Origin of the sequence: Xanthomonas pisi DSM 18956 (assembly GCF_001010415.1) — a bacterium.
Taxonomy (GTDB): domain Bacteria; phylum Pseudomonadota; class Gammaproteobacteria; order Xanthomonadales; family Xanthomonadaceae; genus Xanthomonas; species Xanthomonas pisi.
In genome coordinates this window covers 1-20798 of record NZ_JPLE01000038.1, presented here as the reverse complement: position 1 = coordinate 20798, position 20798 = coordinate 1, and the positions used below count along the sequence as shown (strand labels likewise).

The 20798-nt window shown below is 64.8% G+C and carries 21 protein-coding genes; all 21 read right to left on the bottom strand.

The annotated features are described in order from the left end of the window. Positions 1 to 14 precede the first annotated feature (14 nt). Positions 15 to 656, bottom strand: a complete 642-nt coding sequence (locus tag Y887_RS10035; protein ID WP_046964193.1) for an acetyltransferase — start codon at positions 654 to 656, stop codon at positions 15 to 17. Then, positions 656 to 1408, bottom strand: a complete 753-nt coding sequence (locus Y887_RS10030) for an SDR family NAD(P)-dependent oxidoreductase (protein WP_046964192.1) — start codon at positions 1406 to 1408, stop codon at positions 656 to 658. The genes Y887_RS10035 and Y887_RS10030 overlap by 1 nt, the downstream gene beginning before the upstream one ends. Beyond that, positions 1405 to 2178, bottom strand: coding sequence for an SDR family NAD(P)-dependent oxidoreductase (locus tag Y887_RS10025; protein ID WP_046964191.1), 774 nt, complete (start codon positions 2176 to 2178; stop codon positions 1405 to 1407). The genes Y887_RS10030 and Y887_RS10025 overlap by 4 nt, the downstream gene beginning before the upstream one ends. After that, positions 2175 to 3215: a ketoacyl-ACP synthase III gene (locus Y887_RS10020; RefSeq protein WP_046964190.1), complete on the bottom strand. Its 1041-nt coding sequence runs from the start codon at positions 3213 to 3215 to the stop codon at positions 2175 to 2177. Before Y887_RS10020 ends, Y887_RS10025 begins: the two co-directional genes overlap by 4 nt. 1 nt (position 3216) lies before the next feature. Beyond that, positions 3217 to 3441 carry an acyl carrier protein gene (locus Y887_RS10015; protein WP_024939600.1) on the bottom strand — a complete coding sequence of 75 codons (225 nt, stop codon included), beginning with the start codon at positions 3439 to 3441 and terminating at the stop codon, positions 3217 to 3219. 64 nt (positions 3442 to 3505) lie between these two features. Next, positions 3506 to 4615, bottom strand: a complete 1110-nt coding sequence (locus Y887_RS10010) for a DegT/DnrJ/EryC1/StrS family aminotransferase (protein WP_046964189.1) — start codon at positions 4613 to 4615, stop codon at positions 3506 to 3508. A 116-nt stretch (positions 4616 to 4731) separates the two neighbouring features. Continuing rightward, positions 4732 to 6216 (bottom strand): sigma-54 dependent transcriptional regulator, encoded by a 1485-nt coding sequence (locus Y887_RS10005; RefSeq protein ID WP_046964188.1) that lies wholly within the window; start codon positions 6214 to 6216, stop codon positions 4732 to 4734. Then, positions 6209 to 6592 (bottom strand): response regulator, encoded by a 384-nt coding sequence (locus Y887_RS10000; protein ID WP_005997154.1) that lies wholly within the window; start codon positions 6590 to 6592, stop codon positions 6209 to 6211. The genes Y887_RS10005 and Y887_RS10000 overlap by 8 nt, the downstream gene beginning before the upstream one ends. Before the next feature lie 8 nt (positions 6593 to 6600). Continuing rightward, positions 6601 to 8004 carry an RNA polymerase factor sigma-54 gene (gene rpoN, locus Y887_RS09995; protein ID WP_046964187.1) on the bottom strand — a complete coding sequence of 468 codons (1404 nt, stop codon included), beginning with the start codon at positions 8002 to 8004 and terminating at the stop codon, positions 6601 to 6603. A 253-nt stretch (positions 8005 to 8257) separates the two neighbouring features. After that, complete coding sequence (locus Y887_RS09990) at positions 8258 to 8890, bottom strand: response regulator transcription factor (RefSeq protein ID WP_003482986.1); 633 nt, start codon at positions 8888 to 8890, stop codon at positions 8258 to 8260. A gap of 70 nt (positions 8891 to 8960) precedes the next feature. Beyond that, entirely contained in the window at positions 8961 to 9533 is a 573-nt protein-coding gene (locus tag Y887_RS09985) for a PilZ domain-containing protein (protein WP_046964186.1), read from the bottom strand. Further along, positions 9533 to 9826 (bottom strand): hypothetical protein, encoded by a 294-nt coding sequence (locus Y887_RS09980; protein ID WP_046964185.1) that lies wholly within the window; start codon positions 9824 to 9826, stop codon positions 9533 to 9535. Before Y887_RS09980 ends, Y887_RS09985 begins: the two co-directional genes overlap by 1 nt. A gap of 8 nt (positions 9827 to 9834) precedes the next feature. Then, positions 9835 to 10248 carry a flagellar export chaperone FliS gene (fliS, locus tag Y887_RS09975; protein ID WP_046964184.1) on the bottom strand — a complete coding sequence of 138 codons (414 nt, stop codon included), beginning with the start codon at positions 10246 to 10248 and terminating at the stop codon, positions 9835 to 9837. A gap of 151 nt (positions 10249 to 10399) precedes the next feature. Further along, positions 10400 to 11725: a flagellar filament capping protein FliD gene (fliD, locus tag Y887_RS09970; RefSeq protein ID WP_046964183.1), complete on the bottom strand. Its 1326-nt coding sequence runs from the start codon at positions 11723 to 11725 to the stop codon at positions 10400 to 10402. A 235-nt stretch (positions 11726 to 11960) separates the two neighbouring features. Beyond that, entirely contained in the window at positions 11961 to 13160 is a 1200-nt protein-coding gene (locus Y887_RS09965) for a flagellin (protein WP_046964182.1), read from the bottom strand. Positions 13161 to 13478: 318 nt separating this feature from the next. Then, on the bottom strand, positions 13479 to 14684 hold the full coding sequence (flgL, locus tag Y887_RS09960) for a flagellar hook-associated protein FlgL (protein ID WP_046964181.1): 1206 nt from the start codon (positions 14682 to 14684) through the stop codon (positions 13479 to 13481). Beyond that, positions 14684 to 16558: a flagellar hook-associated protein FlgK gene (gene flgK / locus Y887_RS09955; protein WP_046964180.1), complete on the bottom strand. Its 1875-nt coding sequence runs from the start codon at positions 16556 to 16558 to the stop codon at positions 14684 to 14686. The genes flgL and flgK overlap by 1 nt, the downstream gene beginning before the upstream one ends. A gap of 11 nt (positions 16559 to 16569) precedes the next feature. Beyond that, entirely contained in the window at positions 16570 to 17760 is a 1191-nt protein-coding gene (locus tag Y887_RS09950; RefSeq protein ID WP_046964179.1) for a flagellar assembly peptidoglycan hydrolase FlgJ, read from the bottom strand. A gap of 1 nt (position 17761) precedes the next feature. Then, complete coding sequence (locus tag Y887_RS09945) at positions 17762 to 18880, bottom strand: flagellar basal body P-ring protein FlgI (protein WP_046964178.1); 1119 nt, start codon at positions 18878 to 18880, stop codon at positions 17762 to 17764. Between the two features lie 10 nt (positions 18881 to 18890). Continuing rightward, positions 18891 to 19583: a flagellar basal body L-ring protein FlgH gene (gene flgH, locus Y887_RS09940; RefSeq protein ID WP_046964177.1), complete on the bottom strand. Its 693-nt coding sequence runs from the start codon at positions 19581 to 19583 to the stop codon at positions 18891 to 18893. 38 nt (positions 19584 to 19621) lie between these two features. Further along, on the bottom strand, positions 19622 to 20407 hold the full coding sequence (gene flgG, locus Y887_RS09935; protein ID WP_046964176.1) for a flagellar basal-body rod protein FlgG: 786 nt from the start codon (positions 20405 to 20407) through the stop codon (positions 19622 to 19624). Positions 20408 to 20798 lie beyond the last annotated feature (391 nt).

The following is a 20798-nucleotide window of genomic DNA, read 5'->3' as shown; positions in this document are numbered from 1 at the left end:
GAGTCACTGCCTTGTCAAATGGCTTTCTGGAACACGATTCGGGCCGGGTTGCCGAACACCGTTGCGCCGGCCGGTACGTCCTTCAGGACCACCGCGCCGGCTCCGATGACTGCGCCGTCACCGACCTTGACGCCTGGCATCAGGGTGGCGCGCGGGTGCACGGTGACGAAGTCGCCAATCTGCACACCGCCGCCCATGAATGCCATTGCGCCTACGTGCACGTAGTCACCGATGTGGACGTCGTGCCCGAGCATGCTCTGGGCATGGATGGTGACAAAGTCGCCGATGCGCACGTCCGGCCCGGAATGGACCATCAGGCCAAAGAAGCAGCCCTGGCCAAAATGCACCCGCCTGCCCAGGCGGACGTCGGTACAGATTGGGATGAACCGTCCACCTTTTTCGAGGATCGGCAGGGCGTAGCGGTGGCGGTCGTAGGGATTGCCCATCGCACAGACGAATACATCGTCAGGCTGTGGCAGGTAGCTCATCGGGTCGCCGATGATCGGTGTGTCGACACCGTAGCTGTCTAGGATATCGGCGCGGCTGTCCAGGAACCCGCCGATCAGCCAGTCCTTGCCATGCCCTGCATCGTTACGCATTTGTTCCAGGACTTCGCGGCCCCAGCCGCTGGCGCCGATGATGAGGACGCGTTCCATCAGAGCACCGCCCCGCCGTCCATGACCAGACTGGTGCCGGTGACCCAGCGGCTGGCGTCGGACAGCAGGTAGAGCGCGGCGTTGGCGACATCTTGCGGTGTGCCCAGCCCCAGTGGATGGCGCGCGCGTTGTTGATTCAGTAGTTCGTTGAGTCCGTCGTCCTCACCCCAAAGACGCGGAGTGGGAACGGCCGATGGCGAAATCCCGTTGACTCTCACGCGGTGCTTCGCCTGTTCCAAAGCTAAGCACCGGATAATGCCCAGCAGGCCGGACTTCATGGCAGAGTACGGCCCCACGCCGCGTGTACCAATATGCGCGGAGGTGGACAGCATGAACACGATGGAGCCTTGCGCGTTAATGGCGTTGGCCTGCAGCAGACGCTGGGTCAGCATGACCGGTGCCAGGAAATGCACCTGGTACATGCGCGTCATCAGTTCTTCCTTCAGCTGGCGGATCGGCGACAGCATCTGCCCGCCGAAGCAGTGCACCACGCCGTCGATGCGTTGGCTGGTTTGCACAAGGCGCTCCCGGTCCTCCGCAACAGTCAGGTCGGCCTGCACTCGCACGTGTCCGTCGCCGGCTAGTTGTGTATGGGTTTGCTGGAGACGCTCGGGATCGCGACCGCTGATGACCAGGCGCGCGCCACGCCGTGCGCAGGTCAGCGCGATTTCCTGGCCAAGGCCGGACGACGCCCCGGTCACCAGGATGGTTTTGCCACTGAGGGAAAAGGCTTTGCGAGTCGGATTACTCATGCGTAGATATCCATCGGCACGGTCAGGCCACCATCTACGAGGAAGTAGTTGCGGGTGACCCAGCGACTTGCGTCGGACAGATAAAACACCGCTGCGTAAGCCACGTCTTCCGGTTCGCCCAATCCCAGCGGGGTCAGTTTGGCGTGCTCGTCGATGTTGCCGCCGCTCTGTTTGAGGCCATCGAGCATTGGCGTGCGCACATAGCCGGGCACAATGCAGTTTGCGCGCATACCGTGCTTGGCCACTTCCAGTGCCAGAGTGCGCATTGCGCCGAGCAGGGCTGCCTTGCTGGAAGAGTAGGCGGCGGTGGCCACCGGACCGATGTGCGATCCCACCGCCGAAATGAATAGGATCGAGCCTCGGGTGTTGATGCGCTTCTTGGCAAGCAGGCCACGCGTCAGTAGCAGCGGTGCATAGACATTACTGGCGAAGGTTTCGTCCAGTTGCGCGCGGTTGATCATCCGGAATGGTGCTAGCCGGGCGATACCGGCCGCATGCGCGACGCCATCCAGGACGCCGACCGAAGCCACGAGATGGTCGATGTCCTCCTGCTTGTCGAGGTTCGCAATCACATGCTCATGCCCTGTGCCTTCAAGTGTGGCAAAGGTCTCGGCTAAGCGGCCTTCGTTGCGACCGCTGATGACCAGTTGCGCGCCCATCTCAGCGCAACTTAGCGCGATCTGTCGTCCGATGCCTGACGATGCGCCAGTAACCAGGATGCGTTTGCCCTGCAACGAGAACGGGTCGTTCGGATCGAGGGCGGTATTCACGACTCGATCAAATCCGGAAACATGGCACCTTCGATATCGATCAGACAGGTACCCCAGGACAACCCGATTCCGAAGCCTGAAAGAAGTACACGCTTGGGGCCAGATTCCAATTCCTTGTTGATGCGCGCGGTCATGGTCACCGGCAACGATGCGCCGCTCGTGTTGCCGAAGTCGCGCAGGGTGGATGGCACCTTTTCGACTGCAAGTCCGAGCTTTTTGCGAATGGTCTCGTTGATCATCCGGTTGGCCTGGTGGAACACGAAATAATCGATGTCATCCTTGCTTACACCGGCATACGCGATCAATTTTTCAACTGCGGGAGGAACACGCTGGGTCGAGAAGCTGAGCACGGCGGTGCCATCGAGTTGCAGATCGGTGGCCCGGTGCCAGCGATCCTTCTCGTTTTCACGATAAGGCAGCAGGTGCTGAATGGCGACAGGTTCGCGTTGACCACCCACCGGCAGGATGATCGCCTTATAGCCGCTGCCGTCGCTGTTGAGGTCGAAATACATCGGCGGCGCGTCGGCGCTGAACTCCAGCGCGGTGGCGGTGCCAGAGTCTGAGAAGATCGGGTCTTCCAGATTGGCACTGCGGTCGCCGACCAGCAGCAGGCCCTTCTTGACGCCGCCGGCGGCGATCATCGAGCCGAGCAGGTTGATGCCGAACGGGTAGGCCGAGCAGCCCAGGTTGACGTCGAAGGCCACCGTGGCATGCGACAGGCCCAGCCGGTCCTGCAGGATGATGGCGGTGGCCGGGATCGGGTAATCCGGCGATTGGGTCACCACGATCAGTGCATCGATCTCCTCGCGCTTCCACTGCAGCTTCTCAAGCAGCACTTCGGTCGCATCGAAGGCCAGGTCCGAAAAGCACTGCCACTCCGACGCCATGCGGCGCGTCTCGATGCCGATGTTGCGTACCAGGCGCTCGCGCTCGGAGCGGATCTGCGGCCGGCAGTCGGTGAGATTGGACACGACCCGCTTCGGCACGCAGGTCGCCATGCCGGCAAAGCGGACGTTGTGCAGCGTGGAGGTCGGCATGTTACGCCTCGGTCAGTTTGTAGAGATCGCCCACGGTGGTTGCAGCGGTGAGATCTTCGCCGGTAATGGTCTTGCCGTACTCCATGTCGAACATCACGATCACGCCCAGCGCAGCCAGCGAATCCCACTCCGGCAATTCCAGCAGCACGGTGTCCAGCGTGACCTCCACCGGTTCCTGAAAGTCGGTGGCGGAGAGGAAGTTCTCGATAAATGTTGCCTGGGTCATGCGCGCTCGCCTGGTTGCCTGTTGAAGAGATGGGAGTCTGAAATGCAGATGCAGCGTGGTGCGATCAGGTTGCCTGTGCGCCGGCGATCAGGTCGGCAATGGTATCGACCTGTTCGCTGCTCAAGCCGGGAAAGATCGGCAGGCACAATACTTGGGCCGCCACCGAGCGCGCTACCGGCAGCCACGCCGGTGCCGACGAGGGCAGGGCGCGATACATCGGGAAGTCGCTGATCAACGGATAGAAATAACGTCGTACCAGAATGCCGTGCTCGCGCATCAATTGGTACAGCGCATCGCGCGCCAGCGGGTAGTCGTCCTGCACCAGGATCGGAAAATACGCATGATTGGCGCTGGAATGCTGCGGTGCTGCGACGCAGCGGATGCCACGCACCTCGCTCAGGCGTTGCCGGTACTGCGCGTCGATGGCGCTGCGCTGCGCAATGGCCTCGTCGATATGCTTGAGCTGCAACAGGCCGAATGCCGCGCTGATCTCGTTCATCTTGCCGTTGATGCCCGGTGCCACCACCGTGGTTTCGTCGACGAAGCCGAAATTCTTCAGGTGCCCGATGCGTTGATAGGTTCTTTCGTCCGGGCACACGATGGCGCCGCCTTCGAAGGTGTTGAATACCTTGGTGGCGTGGAAGCTCAACACGCTCAGGTCGCCGTGGCGCAGGATCGATCCGCCGGCATCACGCACGCCAAACGCATGCGCCGCGTCGTAGATCACCTTGAGGTTGTAGATGTCGGCGATGCGCGTGATTGCCGTGGTATCGCACGCGGTGCCATAGCAGTGCACCGGCATGATGGCGGTGGTCTGCGGAGTGATCGCTGCCTCGATCTTGGACGGGTCCATGTTGAGCGTCATCGGATCGATATCCACGAAGACCGGGGTGATGCTCTTCCACAGCAACGAGTGCGCCGTGGCCACGAAGGAGTAGGGCGTGGTGATGACTTCGCCGGTGATGCGCAGCGCCTGCAAGGCGGTAATCAACGCGGTGGTGCCGTTGGTCAGCAGGGCCAGATGCGGCACGCCCAGGTAGTCGCACAGCGCCTGCTCGAGCGCACGGTGCATTTCGCCCCCGTTGCTGACGATGCGACTGGTCCAGATCCGTTCCAGATACGGCAGAAAGTCTTCCAGCGGCGGCAGCAGCGGACTGGTGACGGGGATGGGCATCAATGCCTCGCTGGGACGGTGGATGTCGGGATTCCGCCGCAACCGGTGGTTGCGGGCGGAATGAACCTGTTGAAGCAAGCGCTATGCCAGCGGGCGCTGGCGGAGCGATGGCCGGCTCAGTTCGCCAGCTCCGTCTGCTCGCGGTCGATGCCGTACTTGCGCAGCTTCTCCACCAGCGTGGTGCGGCGCAGGCCGAGCAACTGGGCCGCATGTGCAACCACCCCCTGGGTGCGTTCCAGGGCCTCGTTGATCAGGGCCAGCTCGATGTTGGCCATGTGGCCACGCAGGTCGATGCCATCGTCGGGCAGGCTGGCAGCAGAGACCGGTTCGGCGTCGGCGGTCTTGGGTTGCAGCGTCACCACATTGCTCGGCAGGGCGTTGACGTCGGCAGGCGCCGTCACCAGGGCCGGCTCTGGCGGCAGCTCGACCGGAATGGACGATGCGAAATCGCCGCGATAGCGCGCCGGCAGGTCCTGCACGCGCACCAGGCCGCCTGGATGCAGCACCGCCAGGCGCTCCACCAGGTTGGTCAGTTCGCGCACATTGCCCGGCCAGTCGTAGCTGCGCAGTGCCTGCAGGGCTTCGTCGGCAAAGCGCACTCCACCACGACCGGTGCGCGCCAGTTGCCCGGCGATGGTCTGCACCAGCATGGCCAGATCGTCGACGCGCTCGCGCAGCGCCGGCATTTCGATCGGGAACACGTTGAGGCGATAGAACAGATCCTCGCGGAACTGGCCATCGCTGATGCGGGTTTCCAGATTGCGGTGGGTGGCGGCGATCACGCGCACGTTGCAGCGGATGGTCTGTCCACCGCCCACGCGCTCGAAACTGCGCTCCTGCAGCACGCGCAGCAACTTCACCTGCATCGGCAGGCTCATGTCGCCGATTTCGTCCAGCAGCAGGGTGCCGCCTTCGGCCATTTCGAAGCGGCCCTTGCGTGTGGTCAGCGCGCCGGTGAAGGCGCCTTTTTCGTGGCCGAAGAGTTCGCTTTCCAGCAGATCCGGCGGGATCGCGCCGCAGTTGATCGCCACAAACGGCCCGTCACGACGCGGCGAGTGCTGGTGGATGGCGCGGGCGACGACCTCCTTGCCGGTGCCCGATTCGCCCAGTACCAGCACGGTGGTGTCGAACGCGGCCACCTGGTCGATCAGCCGGCGCAGACGGGTCACCGCCTCGCTGTTGCCGGTCGGCCCGGTGTCCTGCTGCACGCCGGCCTGGTGCTCTGCATCCAGGCGCTTGAGGCTTGCCCGGCGCAGCAGTGCTTCCAGCTGTGCGTGGCGCAGCGGCGTGTCCAGCGCCCACACGTTGGCCTCGTGCAGGCCGTGGGTCTGTGCAAACGTGGTCGGGCTGCCTTCCATCAACAGCACCGGTGGCGGCAGCTTGGCATCGGCCAGCCAGTCGAAGAATTTATCGGCCTGCGCGGCGTCCTGCGCCGAGCCCACCATCACCGCCATCCACTCATCGTGGCGGTGACGGCCAGGGTTGATGTCGGCGCCGTCGGTGACCCAGCGGGGATTGAAGTCCATGAATTCGAGCAGCGAGACGGTACGCTCGGCGCGCACGGCGTCACTGTCGATCAACAGAATGCGGGACTCACTCATTCCTGGCTCCTTCCGTCAGGCCCTCCAGGATTGGCATGACTTCCTGGATATAGGACAGCTTGCTGACAAAATTGTCAGCACCCGCGCGAAGAGCGTGTTCACGATGCTCGGCATCGTCGAAGTGGCTCGCGATGACAATATACGGCGGATCGTCCTGTGTCTTGATCAGACGCGTGGCCTGCAGGCCTCCCATCTCGGGCATGGCCAGATCCATCAACACGACATTGGGGCGCAGCGACTCAGAGCGCTCGATCGCTTCCAGTCCATTGGCGGCACTGCCCACGATGTTGAGCCACTCCACTTTGCGAAAATGACGCATCGCAGCGTTGATGAAGCCCTCGTGGTCGTCGACCAGCAGCACGGTGAGTTTGCTCATAGTAGTCCTTATCCCGCTCGCGCAAGCAGCGGTTTGTTGTTACGGCGGCGCTCGCGGGCCGGGGCGATGTCCAGTTGTTCGCGGTACTTGGCCACGGTCCGGCGCGCAATATTAACGCCCTGACGCGACAACAGGCCGGCGATGGCTTCGTCGGCCAGCGGGCGACCCGCCGGCTCGCTCTCGATCAAGCGACGCACCATGGCCTTGACCGCCTGGCCGGAGACGCTGGCGCCTTCGAGCCGCACGGCAAAGAAATGCTTGAGTTCGAAGGTGCCACGCGGGGTTTGCAGGTATTTGCCGGTGGTGATGCGCGAAATGGTGGATTCGTGCATGCCGATCTCGTCGGCGATTTCCTTCAGGGTCAGCGGCGCCATCGCTTCCTCGCCGCGCGCCAGGAAGGCGGCCTGGCGTTCGACGATCGCACGCGTGGCGCGCAGCAGGGTTTCGTAGCGCATCGACAGCCCACGGGTCAGCCAGCGCGCTTCCTGCAGCATGTCGCGCAGCGGCTGCGCGGCATCGCCGGCCTCGGCCAGCGCGCGTTCGTGCACCGGGTTGATGCTGACGCGATGGGTGGTTGCCGGGTTCAACGCCACGCGCCAGCTGCCATCGGCATGCCAGGCGAGCACATCCGGAATCACACTGGCGTTGCTTTCCTGCAGCAGGTCGTCGCCCGGACGCGGCTGCAGCGACAGGATCAGCCGCACCGCTTCGCGTGCGTCGTCCACTTCGGCATCGTGCGCACGCGCCAGCAGCGCGTAGTCGTGGCTGGCCAGCAGATCCAGATCCCCGGCCAGGATGCGCGCGGCCAGATGACGGGCCGGAACGCGGCCGGGCAGGGCGCTCAACTGGGCTTGCAGGCATTCGCGCAGGTCGCAGGCGGCCAGGCCCGCCGGGTCGCCGTGCAACAGGCGTTGGCGGATCGCTTCCACTGCCTCCACGGTCATACCCAGGCGCGTAGCGCCGAGCTGCTGCAGCGTCGACAGCGCCTCGGTCAGATACCCGGCATCGTCGGTCTGCTCCAACCAGAACGCGGCGGCCCCCAATGCGGCCTCGTCCAGGTCCAGCGCCAGTTCGCGCAGGATGCGCACATGCGGGTCGGTGGACTCGCCGGCGGCCACGCGCTGCATGCGGTCGTCGTCGCCATCGTTCCAGCTGCTGCTCTGCACGTCCCACATCGTGCTTTCCGGCAGCTCGTCGAAGGCGGCGACATCGCTGGCGCCATCGTCGTTGGTGGTGGCCTCGTCCCCGGTATCGGCCAGCTCTTCCAACTCCAGCAACGGATTGGTTTCCAGGGCGCGACGGATTTCCAGTTCCAACTGCATGCCGTCCAGTTGCAACAGACGGATCGACTGCAGCAGCTGCGGGGTGAGGTGCAGTTGCTGGCCAAGCTGGGCGGAAATAGTCGTCTTCATGGAAGCGCTTCCGAAGGGCGCTGCATGCAGCAGCGATGGAACGCATCTTGCAGGACAAAGCGACGGGTTTCTAATCAGGGAGTCAGGTGAGGTGACTCATGATTTTCCTGACAGTCTGTCAGGAACTCCCTGACATGATGGGCGAGCTCAACCGTGCCCGACGGAATTCCGTCACTGTTTTTGCCGCAGCAGCCCGGTGCGGGCCGCGCCGGGTCCTTCGCCTCACCGATAGGGCGATTGCGCCTGCAATCGCTCAGACCAGTTCGTTGTGATGCTTGGCGGCCAGCAGGACCAGGTCGTTGGCGCGACGGCAGCCCAACGACTCCATCATGCGCGCGCGATGGGTTTCCACCGTCTTGACGCTGATGCCCAGGTCGGCAGCGATTTCCTTGTTGCTCTGTCCGCGGCCGATCTCTCGCAGGATTTCACGCTGGCGCGGCGACAGCGCCGCAATGCCGACCGGTTTTTCGCGGCCCAGCATCGGCGCGATCATCTTGGACGAGATCTGCGGGCTCAGGAACACCTGGCCGGCAGCTGCGGCGCGTAGCGCCAGTTCCAGCTCCAGCGGCGCAGCGTCCTTGACCACGAAACCGACCGCGCCGCGATCGAGCGCATCGCGCACATGCACCGGGTCGTCGTGCATCGACATCATCACCACATGCGTGCGCGGCGCAGCGCGCAGCACGTCGGTCATGGCATCCAGGCCGCTACGGCCGGGCAGGGACAGGTCCATCAGCACCAGATCCGGGCGATGCAGGGATGTCATGTCCAGGGCTTGTTGCGCGTTGCTGGCCTCGCCGACGACGTCGATACCGGCAAAGGTTTGCAGCAGCCTGGACAGGCCTGCACGGACAAGGGTGTGATCGTCGACGATGATGACTCGCACGGCGCAGAAGAGACCTTTTTTCGGTATGGGGCACCTTAGCCGACCCGGCGCCCGGCGCCAACCATCGGGATTAGCGCTGGCGGCGGGCATCGGCGATCTGGCGGCGATGCAGACGAAACAGATGGCGTTCCAGAGCCTCCTGCAAACCCGGTGAGAGTGGCGCGAACCGCAGCCAAAGCCACTGATCGCGGCCATCGGTGGCGCTTGCCAGTACCTCAGCGGGAAGCTGTACCAATTCAGGAAGCCAGTCGGACGGTTGCAGGCAGACGCTGCCGCTCGTGCCCGGCACGTGGCTGGTTGCGCAATTCAGGCGGATCCCGCGGACCGACCAATGCACCATATTCTGGATCAGGCCGCTGTCGCCCTGGCGGACCAGGCGGCCGATCAGCGCCAGCATCAGATCGAGCTTGGCATCCATTCGCTGCACCAGCAGCGGCAGTTCGCCCCGGTCTTCGCTGGTCTCATCGCTACGCAGGTCTTCGACCTGGCCCAGGCTGCGCAGCAGCGTCTCTGCGGCGCTGTGCGAGCCGGCATCGGCATCGGCGCCAGCGCGAAAGCCGGCCGGCAGACGCAGTTCGCAACTGAGCGTGTCGGTAAACAGCTCGGCATCGGCGGAGGGCGCGAGTGTGCCGAGCGCGGTCATCAGATCCGTCCGACCCGGGCGTAGGCGCGGCTGGCCGACGAGGAAGTGCGCTGGGCGCGGATCAGATCCAGCAGCTTGCGGCGACGGTCGAGCATCATCCGCATCAAGTCCTGCTGCATCGTCTGCAAGGCCTGCAGCGCGTCGCGGTCCTGGCCCAGATCCGCGTGCTGCGCATACTCGCGCAAGTGCAGGTCGTGGCTGTCGAGCAGGAACGGCATCGCCTCGAAATCCTCTTGCGCCATGGCGAGGCGGAGGTCGGCGATTTCGGCTTGAAGGCTTTGCGCGCTATGCATGGCTGGACTCAGGAAACCGCAGCGAGGCCGCGTTGTTCGAGGGGGATCGAGTTCCACGCCGAATCGATTTCGCTGAGCAAATCCAGCGCTTCGGTCAACGCGGTCTCGTCGTTGTGCAGGTTGGCAGCGGTCAGGCGCTGCATGACGTAGTCGTACAGGGCCGACAGGTTACCAGCGATCTCGCCGCCGGCTTCGTGATCGAGCGAGCCGTTCAAATGACCGACGATCGCGCAGGCTTCGCCAATGGCCTTGCCCTTGCGTGCCTGGTCGCCCTGCACCATGCAGGCCTGGGCCAGGCGAATGCGCTGGCAGGCACCGGCGAACAGCAGCGACACCAGCTTGTGCGGGTCGGCTTCGGTGACGCTGGTGGACACGCCGACCTTGCGGTATTGCTCGGCATACTGACGATTGGAACCGTACATGGATGACTCCCTCAATTGGCTGGCCTTCGCTGGTCCCGGAGCGGGGTGCTCCTGCGACAACGCTCCTGCCAAGAGGCAAGGCCGACATCACGATAGGTACTTCTTTTATCGGCAACATCGGCGTACGACTTGAGGACTGGCATCACGGAAATCAGCTTGTCAGCAGGCTGCTGAGCGAGCTGGTACTGCTCTGCAGCTTGCTGATCATGGTTTCCATCGCGGTGAACTGCGCGGTGTAGCGATCGGAGAGCTTGGTCATGCGTGCGTCGAGGTCGTCCAGGTCGGACTCATAGCCCTTGATGGTCTTGTTCAAGCTGTCCGAGCGCAGGGTCAGGGTGCCGGTGGTGACGTTGACGTTGCTGTCCAGCAACTTGGTCATGGCGGAACCGTACTTGCTGTCCTTGCCGAACACCTCGGCAGCGGCGCCGCCGTCGGCGGCAACGGCGGTGTCGAACTTGCCGCCGTCAAAGCTCATCACCCCATCCTTGTCGATGGTCAGGCCCAGTGCCCTGAGCTCGTTGAGATTGCCGCTGACCTGGCCGCGCAGCTGCTGCTGCAGGCCGCGCACCAGCGGGTCGCCGGTCAACGCTGCGGCAGTCTTGGTGGTGGCGTCGTAGGCGCTGCTCTTGGCCAGCAGGGTGTTGGCGGTGTTGTAGGCGGCCGCGTATGCGGTGAGATTGGCCTTCAGGCCGCTGGTGTCGGCCGCAATGCCCAGATTGACCTTGGTGCCTTCGGCAGCCTTGGTCAGGTTGAGCACCACGCCCGGCACGATGTCGGTAATGGTGTTGGAGCTGGAGGTGCGCTCGAAGCCGTCCACGCGCACCAGCGCATCGGCGGCGGCCACGGTCTGGTTTAGGCCGCCGGTGACGCCGGGGCCGTAGGTGAGCCCGCTCAGGCTGGGGTCGCTGGCACTGACGGTCAATGCCCCCTTGGTACCGGAGTCGACCGCGTTGAACACCAGGTGCTGGCCGTCGTTGGCGGTCACCACGCTGGCGGTGACGCCCTTGCCGCCGGCCGCCTTGTTGATGGCGGCGGCGATATCGGTGAGCTTGTCGGTGCCACTGATGTCCACGGTGATGCTCTTGTCGCCGTAGCCGATGGTCAGCGTGCCGCTGCCGACCGTGGCATCGGCGGCGAACGCGCCGGAGGCGAGCTTTTGCGCGCTGGCCAGCGAGACCACTTCCACCGAGTAGTTACCGGGGGCAGCCGAACTGGTGGTGGTGGCGGTAAAACCGGCATCGGTGGGCACCGTGGCCTTGTAGGCGTTGGTATCGGCGCTGCTGACGACCTTGTCCAGCGCAGACTTGAGCGTGGTCATGCTGCTCTTGATCTGGCTGATGGCCGACAGCTGCGTGGTCGCGGCGGTACCGGCCTTGTTGATGCGCGCCTGCTCCGGATCCTTCTGACGGGATACCAGGGTGGACACCACGGTGGGGATATCCAGCCCGGAGCCGGAGGTACTGATCACCGATGCCATGTTGCATTCCTCGTCTGGGCATCCGGACAGCGGATGCATGGGATTACGAGACGGGTATCGGCCGCATCCGGGAGGACTTGAGCGGCGCCGATACGTCTGCCTCACCACAAGACCGATGCAACTTCCGTGCCCGCCGCGCCAATCGACCGGCGTCAAAAAACCCGCGCCCACAAAAAAGCCCCTCCGAAGAGGGGCTTTCGACTTGCTGCGCAGCGCTGCTGATGACCCGGGCAGGTTACTGCAGCAGGCTCAGCACGTTCTGCGGAACCGACTTGGCCTGGGCCAGCATCGCGGTACCGGCCTGCTGCAGGATCTGCGTGCGGGTCAGCTCGGCGGTTTCCTTGGCGTAGTCGGTGTCGCGGATACGGCTACGCGAGGCCGACAGGTTTTCCGAGGTGGCGCTCAGGTTGGCGATGGTGGAGGTGAAGCGGTTCTGCACCGCACCCATGTCGGCGCGCGAGGAGTTGACCGCGGTCAGCGCCTTGTCGACGATTTCCAGGGCCTTCTGCGAGCCGGAGAACGTGGAGATGTCCAGGCTGCTCAGGGTCGAAGCGGTGGAGCCGGAAGCGGCCGAGGCGGTGGTGATGCCGGCGCCGACGGTGATGCCGGCAGCGCTGGAGGTACCAGCCGACAGCGAGGTGAAGTCCTGGCCAGCCTTCAGCGATTCGATCTGCACCGTGCCGTCGCTCTTGATCGAGGCGTACATGCCGGTCTGGTCGAGCTTGTCGTTGATCGCCGAGGCAACCTTCTTGTTGACGTCGGCAGCGGTGTCGCCGGCGCCGACCTTGACGTCAGCGATGGTGACGCTCTTGGCTGCGCCGCTGGCGTCCTTGAACGACAGGCTGATGCCGGTGACCGAACCCGAGGCGGTGGCGGTGCCCGACACGCCGGCAGCGGAGACCGCGGCGGCGAAGTTGGCCTTGCCCAGCGAATCGACGTTGGCGTCGACGATGCTGTTGATGCCGATGGTCTGGCCGGCGTCGGCGCCGACCTGGAACAGCGCGCCGGAGAAGTCGCCGTTCAGCAGCTTGGTGCCGTTGAAGTTGGTCTGGTTGGCGACGCGGTCGATTTCGGCGGTGAGCTGCTTGACTTCCGAGTTCAGCGCGTCGCGGTCGGTGGACGAGTTGGTGGCGTTGGACGACTGCACCGACAGCTCGCGGATACGCTGCAGGTTGCTGCCGATTTCGACCATCGCGCCTTCAGCGGTCTGGGCCAGCGAGATACCGTCGTTGGCGTTGCGCGAGGCAACGTCCAGGCCGCGGATCTGCGTGGTGAAACGCTCGGAGATCGCCAGACCTGCGGCGTCGTCCTTGGCGCTGTTGATGCGCAGGCCAGACGACAGACGCTGGATGCTCGTCGACATGCTGGCGCTGCTGGTGTTGAGGTTACGCTGAGCGTTCAGCGACATTACGTTGGTGTTGATTACCTGTGCCATTTTGATTTCTCCTAAGCGATTTTTCCGGCAAGGGGGACTTGCCCGGAGCCTCCGCAGGGGGGCCATCAAGTTGGCCGTTGCCGCTGCTGAGATGAATAACGGCGTTGCGTCGGGAACCTTTAGCGAAATTCAGTATTTTTTTACTGCGTTTGCGCTGCGGGACGAAATGCGTAAGCGTTGTGTATCAAGGGGTTTGGTTTATTCGGCAGCACCCCGTAGATCTTTAGCGTTGGTATAACCGTTCGAAAAATAAACTCCGTCCGCCTGCGCAAGTGCTCACGCGCAGGAGCGAAGAAAACGCAGGTTTTCTGCTGCAAATCAGCGGATCAGGTTGAACAAGGACGAGGACTGCATCTGCTGAAAAATGGTCTGAGCGGCCTGCAGCGAGGCCTTCTCGAGTTCGTACTGCCCGATCGCCGAGGCGTAGTCCAGATCGCGGATCGACGACAAGGTGGTCTTGAGCGTGACTTCGTTGGATTCGAGCAAGGAGTTGGCATTGTCGATGGCCGACAACTGCGCGCCGCCGGAGGCGCGCGCATCGATCATCTTCGACGAAGCCTGCGCGATGTCGCGCATCGAGGTCTGCAGCGTGTTGATCATCGCCGCCTTCTGCGGCGGGGTCAGCGTATCGGAGTTGAGCGCGCCGACCAGATCGTCGATGGTGGAGAACACGTCCTTGGTGGTGGAGGCGCCGATCTGGAAGCTGTCGCCTACCGCCGGTGCGCCGCTGATGCGCATGCGCACGCCGGCCGCGGTGATGTCGTCGCCATCCTTATAGGTGCCGGTGCTGACCACTGCATTGGTGCTGTCGCGCACCTCGTAGGTGTCGGCGGCGGTGAACTGCACGCTGTAGCTGCCGCCATTCCAGCTGCCGGTACTGGCATCGCGGCTGAAATCCAGCAACAGCCCGGTGCCGGTATTGGCGTTGGAAGGGTGCGCGTCCACGGTGCCGTCGCCGGTGCGGATACGCATGAAGATTTCGCTGCCGGGCAGGGTGTCGCTGACAAAGGTGTCCGGCGCCACTTCGACCTGCTTCTGGGTCTGGTCGCCGTTATAGACGACGCCGCCATTGCTCTTGATAAACGGCGCGCTGCCATCGGCGGTGCCGCCGAAGAGATAGCGCCCGGTGCCGTCGGTGCTGTTGGCCAGGCTCACCATGCTGTCGCGCAACGCGGTCAGCTCCGAGGCGATCGCCTTGCGGTCGTCGGGGCTGAGCGAGGAATTGTTGGCCTGCACCGCCAATTCGGTGACGCGCGCCATTTTGTCGCCGGCTTGCGAGAGCGCGTTTTCCTGCAGGCCCAGGCGGTTCTGCACGTTGTTGGCGTTCTCGCCGAAGCGCGTGATCGCGGCCAGCGCGCGATCCAGGCCCACGGCGGTGCCCGCTGCGACCGGATCGTCCTTGGCGGTGACCAGGCGCTGGCCGCTGGACAGCTGCGATTCGAGCTGGTTCAGCCGCGTCTGCTTGGCGCCCATCGAGGCGATCGACTGGCTGTACATCATGCTGGTGGAGATACGGTCGGTCATCAGCGTACGGCGCCCAGGATGGCTTGGAAGATGGTGTCGGCGGTGGAGATCATCTGCGCGGCCGCCTGATAGGCCTGCTGCAGCTTGAGCATGTTGGCGGCTTCCTCATCGAGGTTGACGCCGGAAATCGAATCGCGGCTGGCCTGCGCCTGGTCGTTGATGACCTTCTGCGCGTCGGCCGCGTAATCGGCCGCGCGCGCGGCCGAGCCCACCGAGGTGGTCAGGCCCGATAGCGCGCCGTTGAGCGTGACGGTGCCGCCGCTGAGCGCTTTGGCATCGTCGATCTTGGCCAGCAACTTGGCATTGCCGTTGTCGCTGGAGCCGGCGCCCATCGGGCCGACGCCGAACGTATCGCCGGCCTTGGGCGCGCCATCCAGCGTAAAGCTCCAGCCGTTGGCGCTGATGGTCTGGCCGGCGGTGTAGGCGAACGGGCCGGTACCGTCGATGGTGTATTGATTGGCATCGATGAACTCCACCGACGACGGGGTCAGCAGCGCCGGATTCTGCGCATTGGTGACCTTGACGTCGCTGATCTTGCCCGAGCCCAGGTTGGCGACGGTGGCGGTGGCCTTGACCGGGGTGGCCGCGGCGATCCGCGACGGGTCGGTGATGGCCACCGACAAGGTACCGGCCAGTCCAGCGGTGGGCTGCAGCAGGAATTTGTCGCCGTTGGCCGGCGTGCCGCCGACCACCATGCTCACGCCATTGAGCACCAGCGGGTTGGCAGCCGTGCCGGTGCCGGTCATCGGCAGGGCCGCGCCGGTGCTGGCGCTGGTGGCCTTCCACGCGGTGCCGTCGAAGCTGAGCGTGACGTTCTGCCCGTCCACGGCCGACATGTTGCTGAAGCTGGCGGTCAGCGACGCGGTGCCGGTGTTGCTCGGGTTGGCGGCAGTGGTGGGCGAGCCGATGTTGAAGAAGTTGCCGCCCATCGCGCCGTACAGGTCCATGCCCTGCGCGTGACCGGCATTGAAGGTGCTGGCCATGCCCACCGCAAGCCGGCCCAGTTCGGCCTGGGTCGGCTCCAGTACGCTGCTGCGAAATTCCAGCAGGCCGCCGATCTGCCCGCCCAGCGAGTTGGCGCTAAGGCTGACGTTCTGCCCCTGGGTCTGCATCGCCACCTGCAGCTTGGTCGGCTGGTAGGGGTCGGCGACGGTGGTGAGCCTGGACGAGGTGGTCCCCACCACCAGCGCCTGGCCACCGGCGGTGAAGACATTCATGAAACCGCCGTCCTGCATCACCGCGGTGCCGCCGGTATAGCCCACCAACTTGCTCACCAGCGCGTCGCGCTGATCGAGCATGTCCGGCGAAGCGTTGGCCGCGCTGTTGCCGATGGTGCCGTTGATCTTGGCGATCTGCTGGGTCAGACGGTTGACTTCGTCCACCGAGGACGTCAATCCGCTGTTGACTTCATTACTCAGGCTGTCCATCTGCCCGTTGAGCTGCTTGAAACGCGTCGCCAGCGAATTGCCGCTGTCGAGCATGCTCTGGCGCTCGGCGGTGGACGATGCATTGGACGACACCGCGCTGGTGGAGTCGAAGAAGTTCGACCACAGCCCGGCCACATTGGTGGCGGTGTTGGAATACAGTGCGTCCACGCGGTTGGACAGCGAGGACAGCTGCTGCAGCCGCGAGAGCTCGCCGCCGCTGTCGAGCAGGCGCGAGATGGCCAGCTGATCCGCCACCCGGCCCACATCGGTGATCTTGGCGCCATTGCCCACGAACGCGTAGCCCATGTCGGTGGGCGTGCGCGTTGCAAATTCCACCCGCTGGCGGCTGTAGCCTTCGGTATTGATGTTGGCGACGTTATGGCTAACGGTCGACAACGCCCGTTGGAAGGCGATCAGCGCGCTGGTCCCGGTGGACATGATGGACATGGGCGTTTACCTCAACGACGGATGGTGCCGAACCCGGCGGGCTCGGCGGTGCTGGCGTAACGGTTGGACAGATCTGCCGCTGCGTTGCCGATGGCGGCGACCGCGCGGTCGATGGTCGGGCCGTTGGCGATCGCCGAGATCTTGGCTGCGTAGCCCGGATCGGTGGCGTAACCAGCCTGTTGCAAGCCGCGTGCAAAACCGCGGATATCGGTGCCGGCCTGCAAGGCGCCCTGGTAGCGGCTATTGCTCTTCAGCAGGCGGACGTAGTCGGCAAAGCTCTCCTCGGCCGAGCCATAGGCGCGGAAATCGGCGGTTTCGGTGGTTTTGACGCCGTTGACGTATTCGTGGGTGCCGGTGGTGACCTTGTTGCCGCTCCAGCCGGTGGCCTTGATGCCGAACAGGTTGTTGGAATCGCCACCGTTGCCGATTCCGCGCCGTCCCCAGCCGGTCTCCAGCGCGGCCTGCGCGACCAGCGCGCGCGGGTCCACGCCCAGTTCGCGCGCCGCCTTCTGCGCATGCGTCCAGATCTTGGCGACAAAGCCTTCCGGCGTGCGCTCTCCCAGGCTGGCCGCAGCAGTGCTGGCTGCGCTCGCGTTGACGGCGGCATTGGCATCGGCGGCATCGCTGGCGGCCACATCGGCCCAGCGGTCGTTCACCGACGGCCAGCTCAGCGCGGCGGCATCGTCGCTGCCGGCATCGCTGCCGCCGCTGCGCCCCGCGATCAGATCCAGGACCTGGCTCATGCCGATCCCGCTCAGGCCGCCTGCGCCGACTCCTGCAGCTGCGCCGACGGCGCTGCCGATCGCCGCACCGACGCTGCCTGCCGCGCCATCGCGGGCGGGCAGCGGCAACGAGGCATCGCGCTTGCCGGCCACCAGGGCGTACGCCTTGGCCGCCTCGGCGGTGGTCAACGAGGTGTTCAACGCCGGGCCGCCGACATCGCCGCTCAGCTGCTTGGAGATCATCGCCGACAGGCCCAGGCCCTTGCCTTCGGTCAAGGCCTTGGCCATCTGCTGGTCGTACATCTCGCGGAACATCTGGTTTTCGCCCGGAAACATCGGGTCGCCGGAGCTCGCATCGCGCATGCTCTTGACCAGCATCTGCGCGAACTGGCCTTCGAGCTGACGTGAGACCTTGTCGATCTTTGCGGGATCGGCCTTGGTGCTCGGGTTGAGATCAATGGGCGAGGCTGCGATACGCATGTCAGATCACCTCCAGCTCCGCCGTCAGCGCGCCAGCCTGCTTCAGGGCTTCGAGAATGGCGACCAGGTCGCCGGGAGCCGCGCCCACTTCGTTGACCGCGCGAACGATCTGATCGAGCGTGGTGCCGCCTTCGAACTTGAACATGCGGCTGCCTTCGGAGGTGGCCGTGATCGTCGATTGCTGGGTCACCGCGGTGCGGCCGCCGCTGAAGGCGCCCGGCTGGCTGACGTTGGTGTTTTCGCTGATGGTCACGGTGAGCGAGCCATGCGCAATCGCCGCCGGCATCACCCGCACCAGCTGGCCGATGACCACGGTGCCGGTGCGTGCATTGACCACCACCTTGGCCGGTGCATCGCCCGGCGAGAGTTCGACATTTTCCAGCCGCGCCAGCAGGCCGATGCGTGCGCCCGGGTCGGTCGGCGAGCGCACTGCCACGGTCACGCCGTCCACCGCACGCGCGGTACCGGCGCCGAAGCTGCTGTCGATCGCCGCGACCATGCGCGAGACGGTGGTGAAATCGTTCTGGTGCAGGTTCAGGGTGATTTCGCCGCTGCCGGCAAACACGTCCGGCAATGCGCGTTCGACGGTGGCGCCGTTGGGAATGCGGCCGACGCTGGGAATGTTGACCGACACGCGCGAACCGTCCTTGCCCTGCGCACCGAAACCGCCGACCACCAGATTGCCCTGCGCCATCGCATAGACCTGGCCGTCGGCGCCTTTGAGCGGTGCCATCAGCAGCGAGCCGCCGCGCAGCGAGACCGCGTTGGCGATCGAGGAGACAGTGATGTCGATCGGCTGGCCGGGCTTGGCGAACGGCGGCAGCTCGGCGTGGATGGCCACGGCTGCGACGTTTTTCAGCTGCGGGTTGACGTTCGCCGGAACATTGACACCCAGCTCGCCGAGCAGGTTCTTCAGGCTCTGCACGGTGAAGGGCGCCTGGCTGGTGCGGTCGCCGCTGCCATCCAGGCCCACCACCAGGCCGTAGCCGACCAGCGCGTTGCCGCGCACGCCGCCGACCTGGGCAAGATCCTTGATGCGTTCGGCCGAGGCCGGCGCGGCGATCGCGCACAGCGCAACGGCAGCGGCGAGCAGACGGAAGGGCAGGGAAGACAGATTCATGGTCGCAGGCTCAGTAGGGCGACAGACGGGAATTGAAGAAGCGGCTCAGCCAGCCCATTGCATTGGACTGTGCGATCGCGCCGCGGCCGCCGTAGGCGATGCGGGCATCGGCCACCTTGCTCGAAGGCACGGTGTTGTCCGGGCCGATGTCGGCGGCGCGCACGATGCCTTGCACCTGCACCAGCTCGTCGCCCTGGGTCAGGCGCAGGTTCTTCTGGCCCTGGATCACCAGATTGCCGTTGGGCAGGCGCTGCATCACGGTGACGGTCACGCTGCCCTGCATGCGGTTGCTCTGCGCGGTATTGCCCTTGCCGTCGAAGCTGCGATCGCCGCTCAGCGAGTTCTGCAGCACGTTCAGGCCACCGACGGTGAGCGGCGCACCCAGCAGGGTCGGCGCGGCCATGGTGGTCGCGTCCTTCTTGCTGATGCTGGTGTTGGCGGTGGACGAGGCGGTGGTGCTTTCCACCAGGTTCACCGTCAGCAGATCGCCGACGTCGCGTGCACGACGATCGCCGTACAGGTTCAGGCTCGGACCGGCGGCGTAGATCGCACCGGCGGTGGGCTGCGCCACCGGCGCGACCACCGGCACGATCGGCGCCAGCTCGGCGAACGGCCGCACATCGCCGGCCGCCACGCAGCCACCCAGCAGCGCGCTGCAGGCAAGGGCAAGGGACAGCGAAGAGAGAGAAGGCAGGCGGGACATGGCATGAGTTCCTGAGAGGGCGACGGGCGGCGAGCCGATCAGACGTTGTTGTTCAAGTAACCGAGCATCGAGTCGGTGGTGGAGATCGCCTTGGCGTTCATTTCGTAAGCGCGCTGCGTCTCGATCATGCTCACCAGCTCTTCCACGGTGTTGACGTTGCTGCCTTCCAGCGCGCCCTGCACGGTGGTGCCCAGGCCATTGAGGCCGGGGGTGCCGTTCTGCGCTGGGCCGGAAGCGGTGGTTTCGACGAACAGGTTCTCGCCCTTGGATTGCAGACCCGAGGGGTTGATGAAGTCGGTCAGCGTCAACGCACCGATTTCCTGCGCGGCAGCCTGGCCGGCCAGGGTCACGCTGATGGTGCCGTCGTTGCCGATGGTCAGCGACTGCGCACCTTCGGGGATCTGGATACCGGGCTGCAGCGGGTAGCCGCTGTTGGTGACCAGTTCACCCTGCGCATTGATCTGGAAGGTGCCGTCGCGGGTGTAGGCAGAGGTGCCGTCGGGCATCTGCACTTCGAAGAAGCCGCGGCCGTTGACCATTACGTCGAGGGCGCGGCCGGTCTGCTGCTGGCTGCCCTGGTCGAAGCCCTTGAAGGTGGAGACCACGCGCACACCGGTGCCCAGCTGCAGGCCGGTGGGCAGCTGCGTCTGCGCGGAGGTGGAACCGCCCGGTGCGCGCACCTGTTGATACAGCAGGTCTTCGAACGCGGCACGGTCGCGCTTGAAGCCGGTGGTATTGGTATTGGCCAGGTTGTTGGAAATGACCGACATGCGCGTCTGCTGCGCATCCAGCCCGGTTTTGGCGACCCACAAAGCCTGATTCATGACCCGTTTCCTCGTTAGACCCGGGGATGTGTTCCGGGTACGGGTGGGTAGATGCACGTGCCGTGCCAAAGTCGCGTCGGATTTCTGCCGGCTGTGCGGTGGATCACGCGGAGCAGGCGCGCGGTGGCCTGCGCAGGTCAGGGCTGGCGGCCGGTGGGCAGCTGGCAGGCGGCAGCAGAAGTCTGCTCGGCCGAAAAGGCTCGTTAGACCAGTTGCCGGTCAGCGATGTGTTCGACGACGTGCGGATCCCTGGCGCTGCGTGCGCAAGTGTTCTGAGGATTTGCCGGCTGGCATTGCGATGCAGTCAACCGCCTGGTTGGTCGAGGGCGCGGTGCCCTCGCCGCTCGCGGGACACGCCGTGAACCCGTCCGTGAAGTGACCCCCAAAAGCT

Bases quoted from the DNA above. Each gene is read 5' to 3' on its own strand.
- Y887_RS10035 (WP_046964193.1), bottom strand. From the start codon at position 656: ATGGAACGCGTCCTCATCATCGGCGCCAGCGGCTGGGGCCGCGAAGTC.
- Y887_RS10030 (WP_046964192.1), bottom strand. From the start codon at position 1,408: ATGAGTAATCCGACTCGCAAAGCCTTTTCCCTCAGTGGCAAAACCATC.
- Y887_RS10020 (WP_046964190.1), bottom strand. From the start codon at position 3,215: ATGCCGACCTCCACGCTGCACAACGTCCGCTTTGCCGGCATGGCGACC.
- Y887_RS10015 (WP_024939600.1), bottom strand. From the start codon at position 3,441: ATGACCCAGGCAACATTTATCGAGAACTTCCTCTCCGCCACCGACTTT.
- Y887_RS10010 (WP_046964189.1), bottom strand. From the start codon at position 4,615: ATGCCCATCCCCGTCACCAGTCCGCTGCTGCCGCCGCTGGAAGACTTT.
- Y887_RS10005 (WP_046964188.1), bottom strand. From the start codon at position 6,216: ATGAGTGAGTCCCGCATTCTGTTGATCGACAGTGACGCCGTGCGCGCC.
- Y887_RS10000 (WP_005997154.1), bottom strand. From the start codon at position 6,592: ATGAGCAAACTCACCGTGCTGCTGGTCGACGACCACGAGGGCTTCATC.
- rpoN (WP_046964187.1), bottom strand. From the start codon at position 8,004: ATGAAGACGACTATTTCCGCCCAGCTTGGCCAGCAACTGCACCTCACC.
- Y887_RS09985 (WP_046964186.1), bottom strand. From the start codon at position 9,533: ATGACCGCGCTCGGCACACTCGCGCCCTCCGCCGATGCCGAGCTGTTT.
- Y887_RS09980 (WP_046964185.1), bottom strand. From the start codon at position 9,826: ATGCATAGCGCGCAAAGCCTTCAAGCCGAAATCGCCGACCTCCGCCTC.
- fliS (WP_046964184.1), bottom strand. From the start codon at position 10,248: ATGTACGGTTCCAATCGTCAGTATGCCGAGCAATACCGCAAGGTCGGC.
- fliD (WP_046964183.1), bottom strand. From the start codon at position 11,725: ATGGCATCGGTGATCAGTACCTCCGGCTCCGGGCTGGATATCCCCACC.
- Y887_RS09965 (WP_046964182.1), bottom strand. From the start codon at position 13,160: ATGGCACAGGTAATCAACACCAACGTAATGTCGCTGAACGCTCAGCGT.
- flgL (WP_046964181.1), bottom strand. From the start codon at position 14,684: ATGACCGACCGTATCTCCACCAGCATGATGTACAGCCAGTCGATCGCC.
- flgK (WP_046964180.1), bottom strand. From the start codon at position 16,558: ATGTCCATCATGTCCACCGGGACCAGCGCGCTGATCGCCTTCCAACGG.
- Y887_RS09950 (WP_046964179.1), bottom strand. From the start codon at position 17,760: ATGCGTATCGCAGCCTCGCCCATTGATCTCAACCCGAGCACCAAGGCC.
- Y887_RS09945 (WP_046964178.1), bottom strand. From the start codon at position 18,880: ATGAATCTGTCTTCCCTGCCCTTCCGTCTGCTCGCCGCTGCCGTTGCG.
- flgH (WP_046964177.1), bottom strand. From the start codon at position 19,583: ATGTCCCGCCTGCCTTCTCTCTCTTCGCTGTCCCTTGCCCTTGCCTGC.
- flgG (WP_046964176.1), bottom strand. From the start codon at position 20,407: ATGAATCAGGCTTTGTGGGTCGCCAAAACCGGGCTGGATGCGCAGCAG.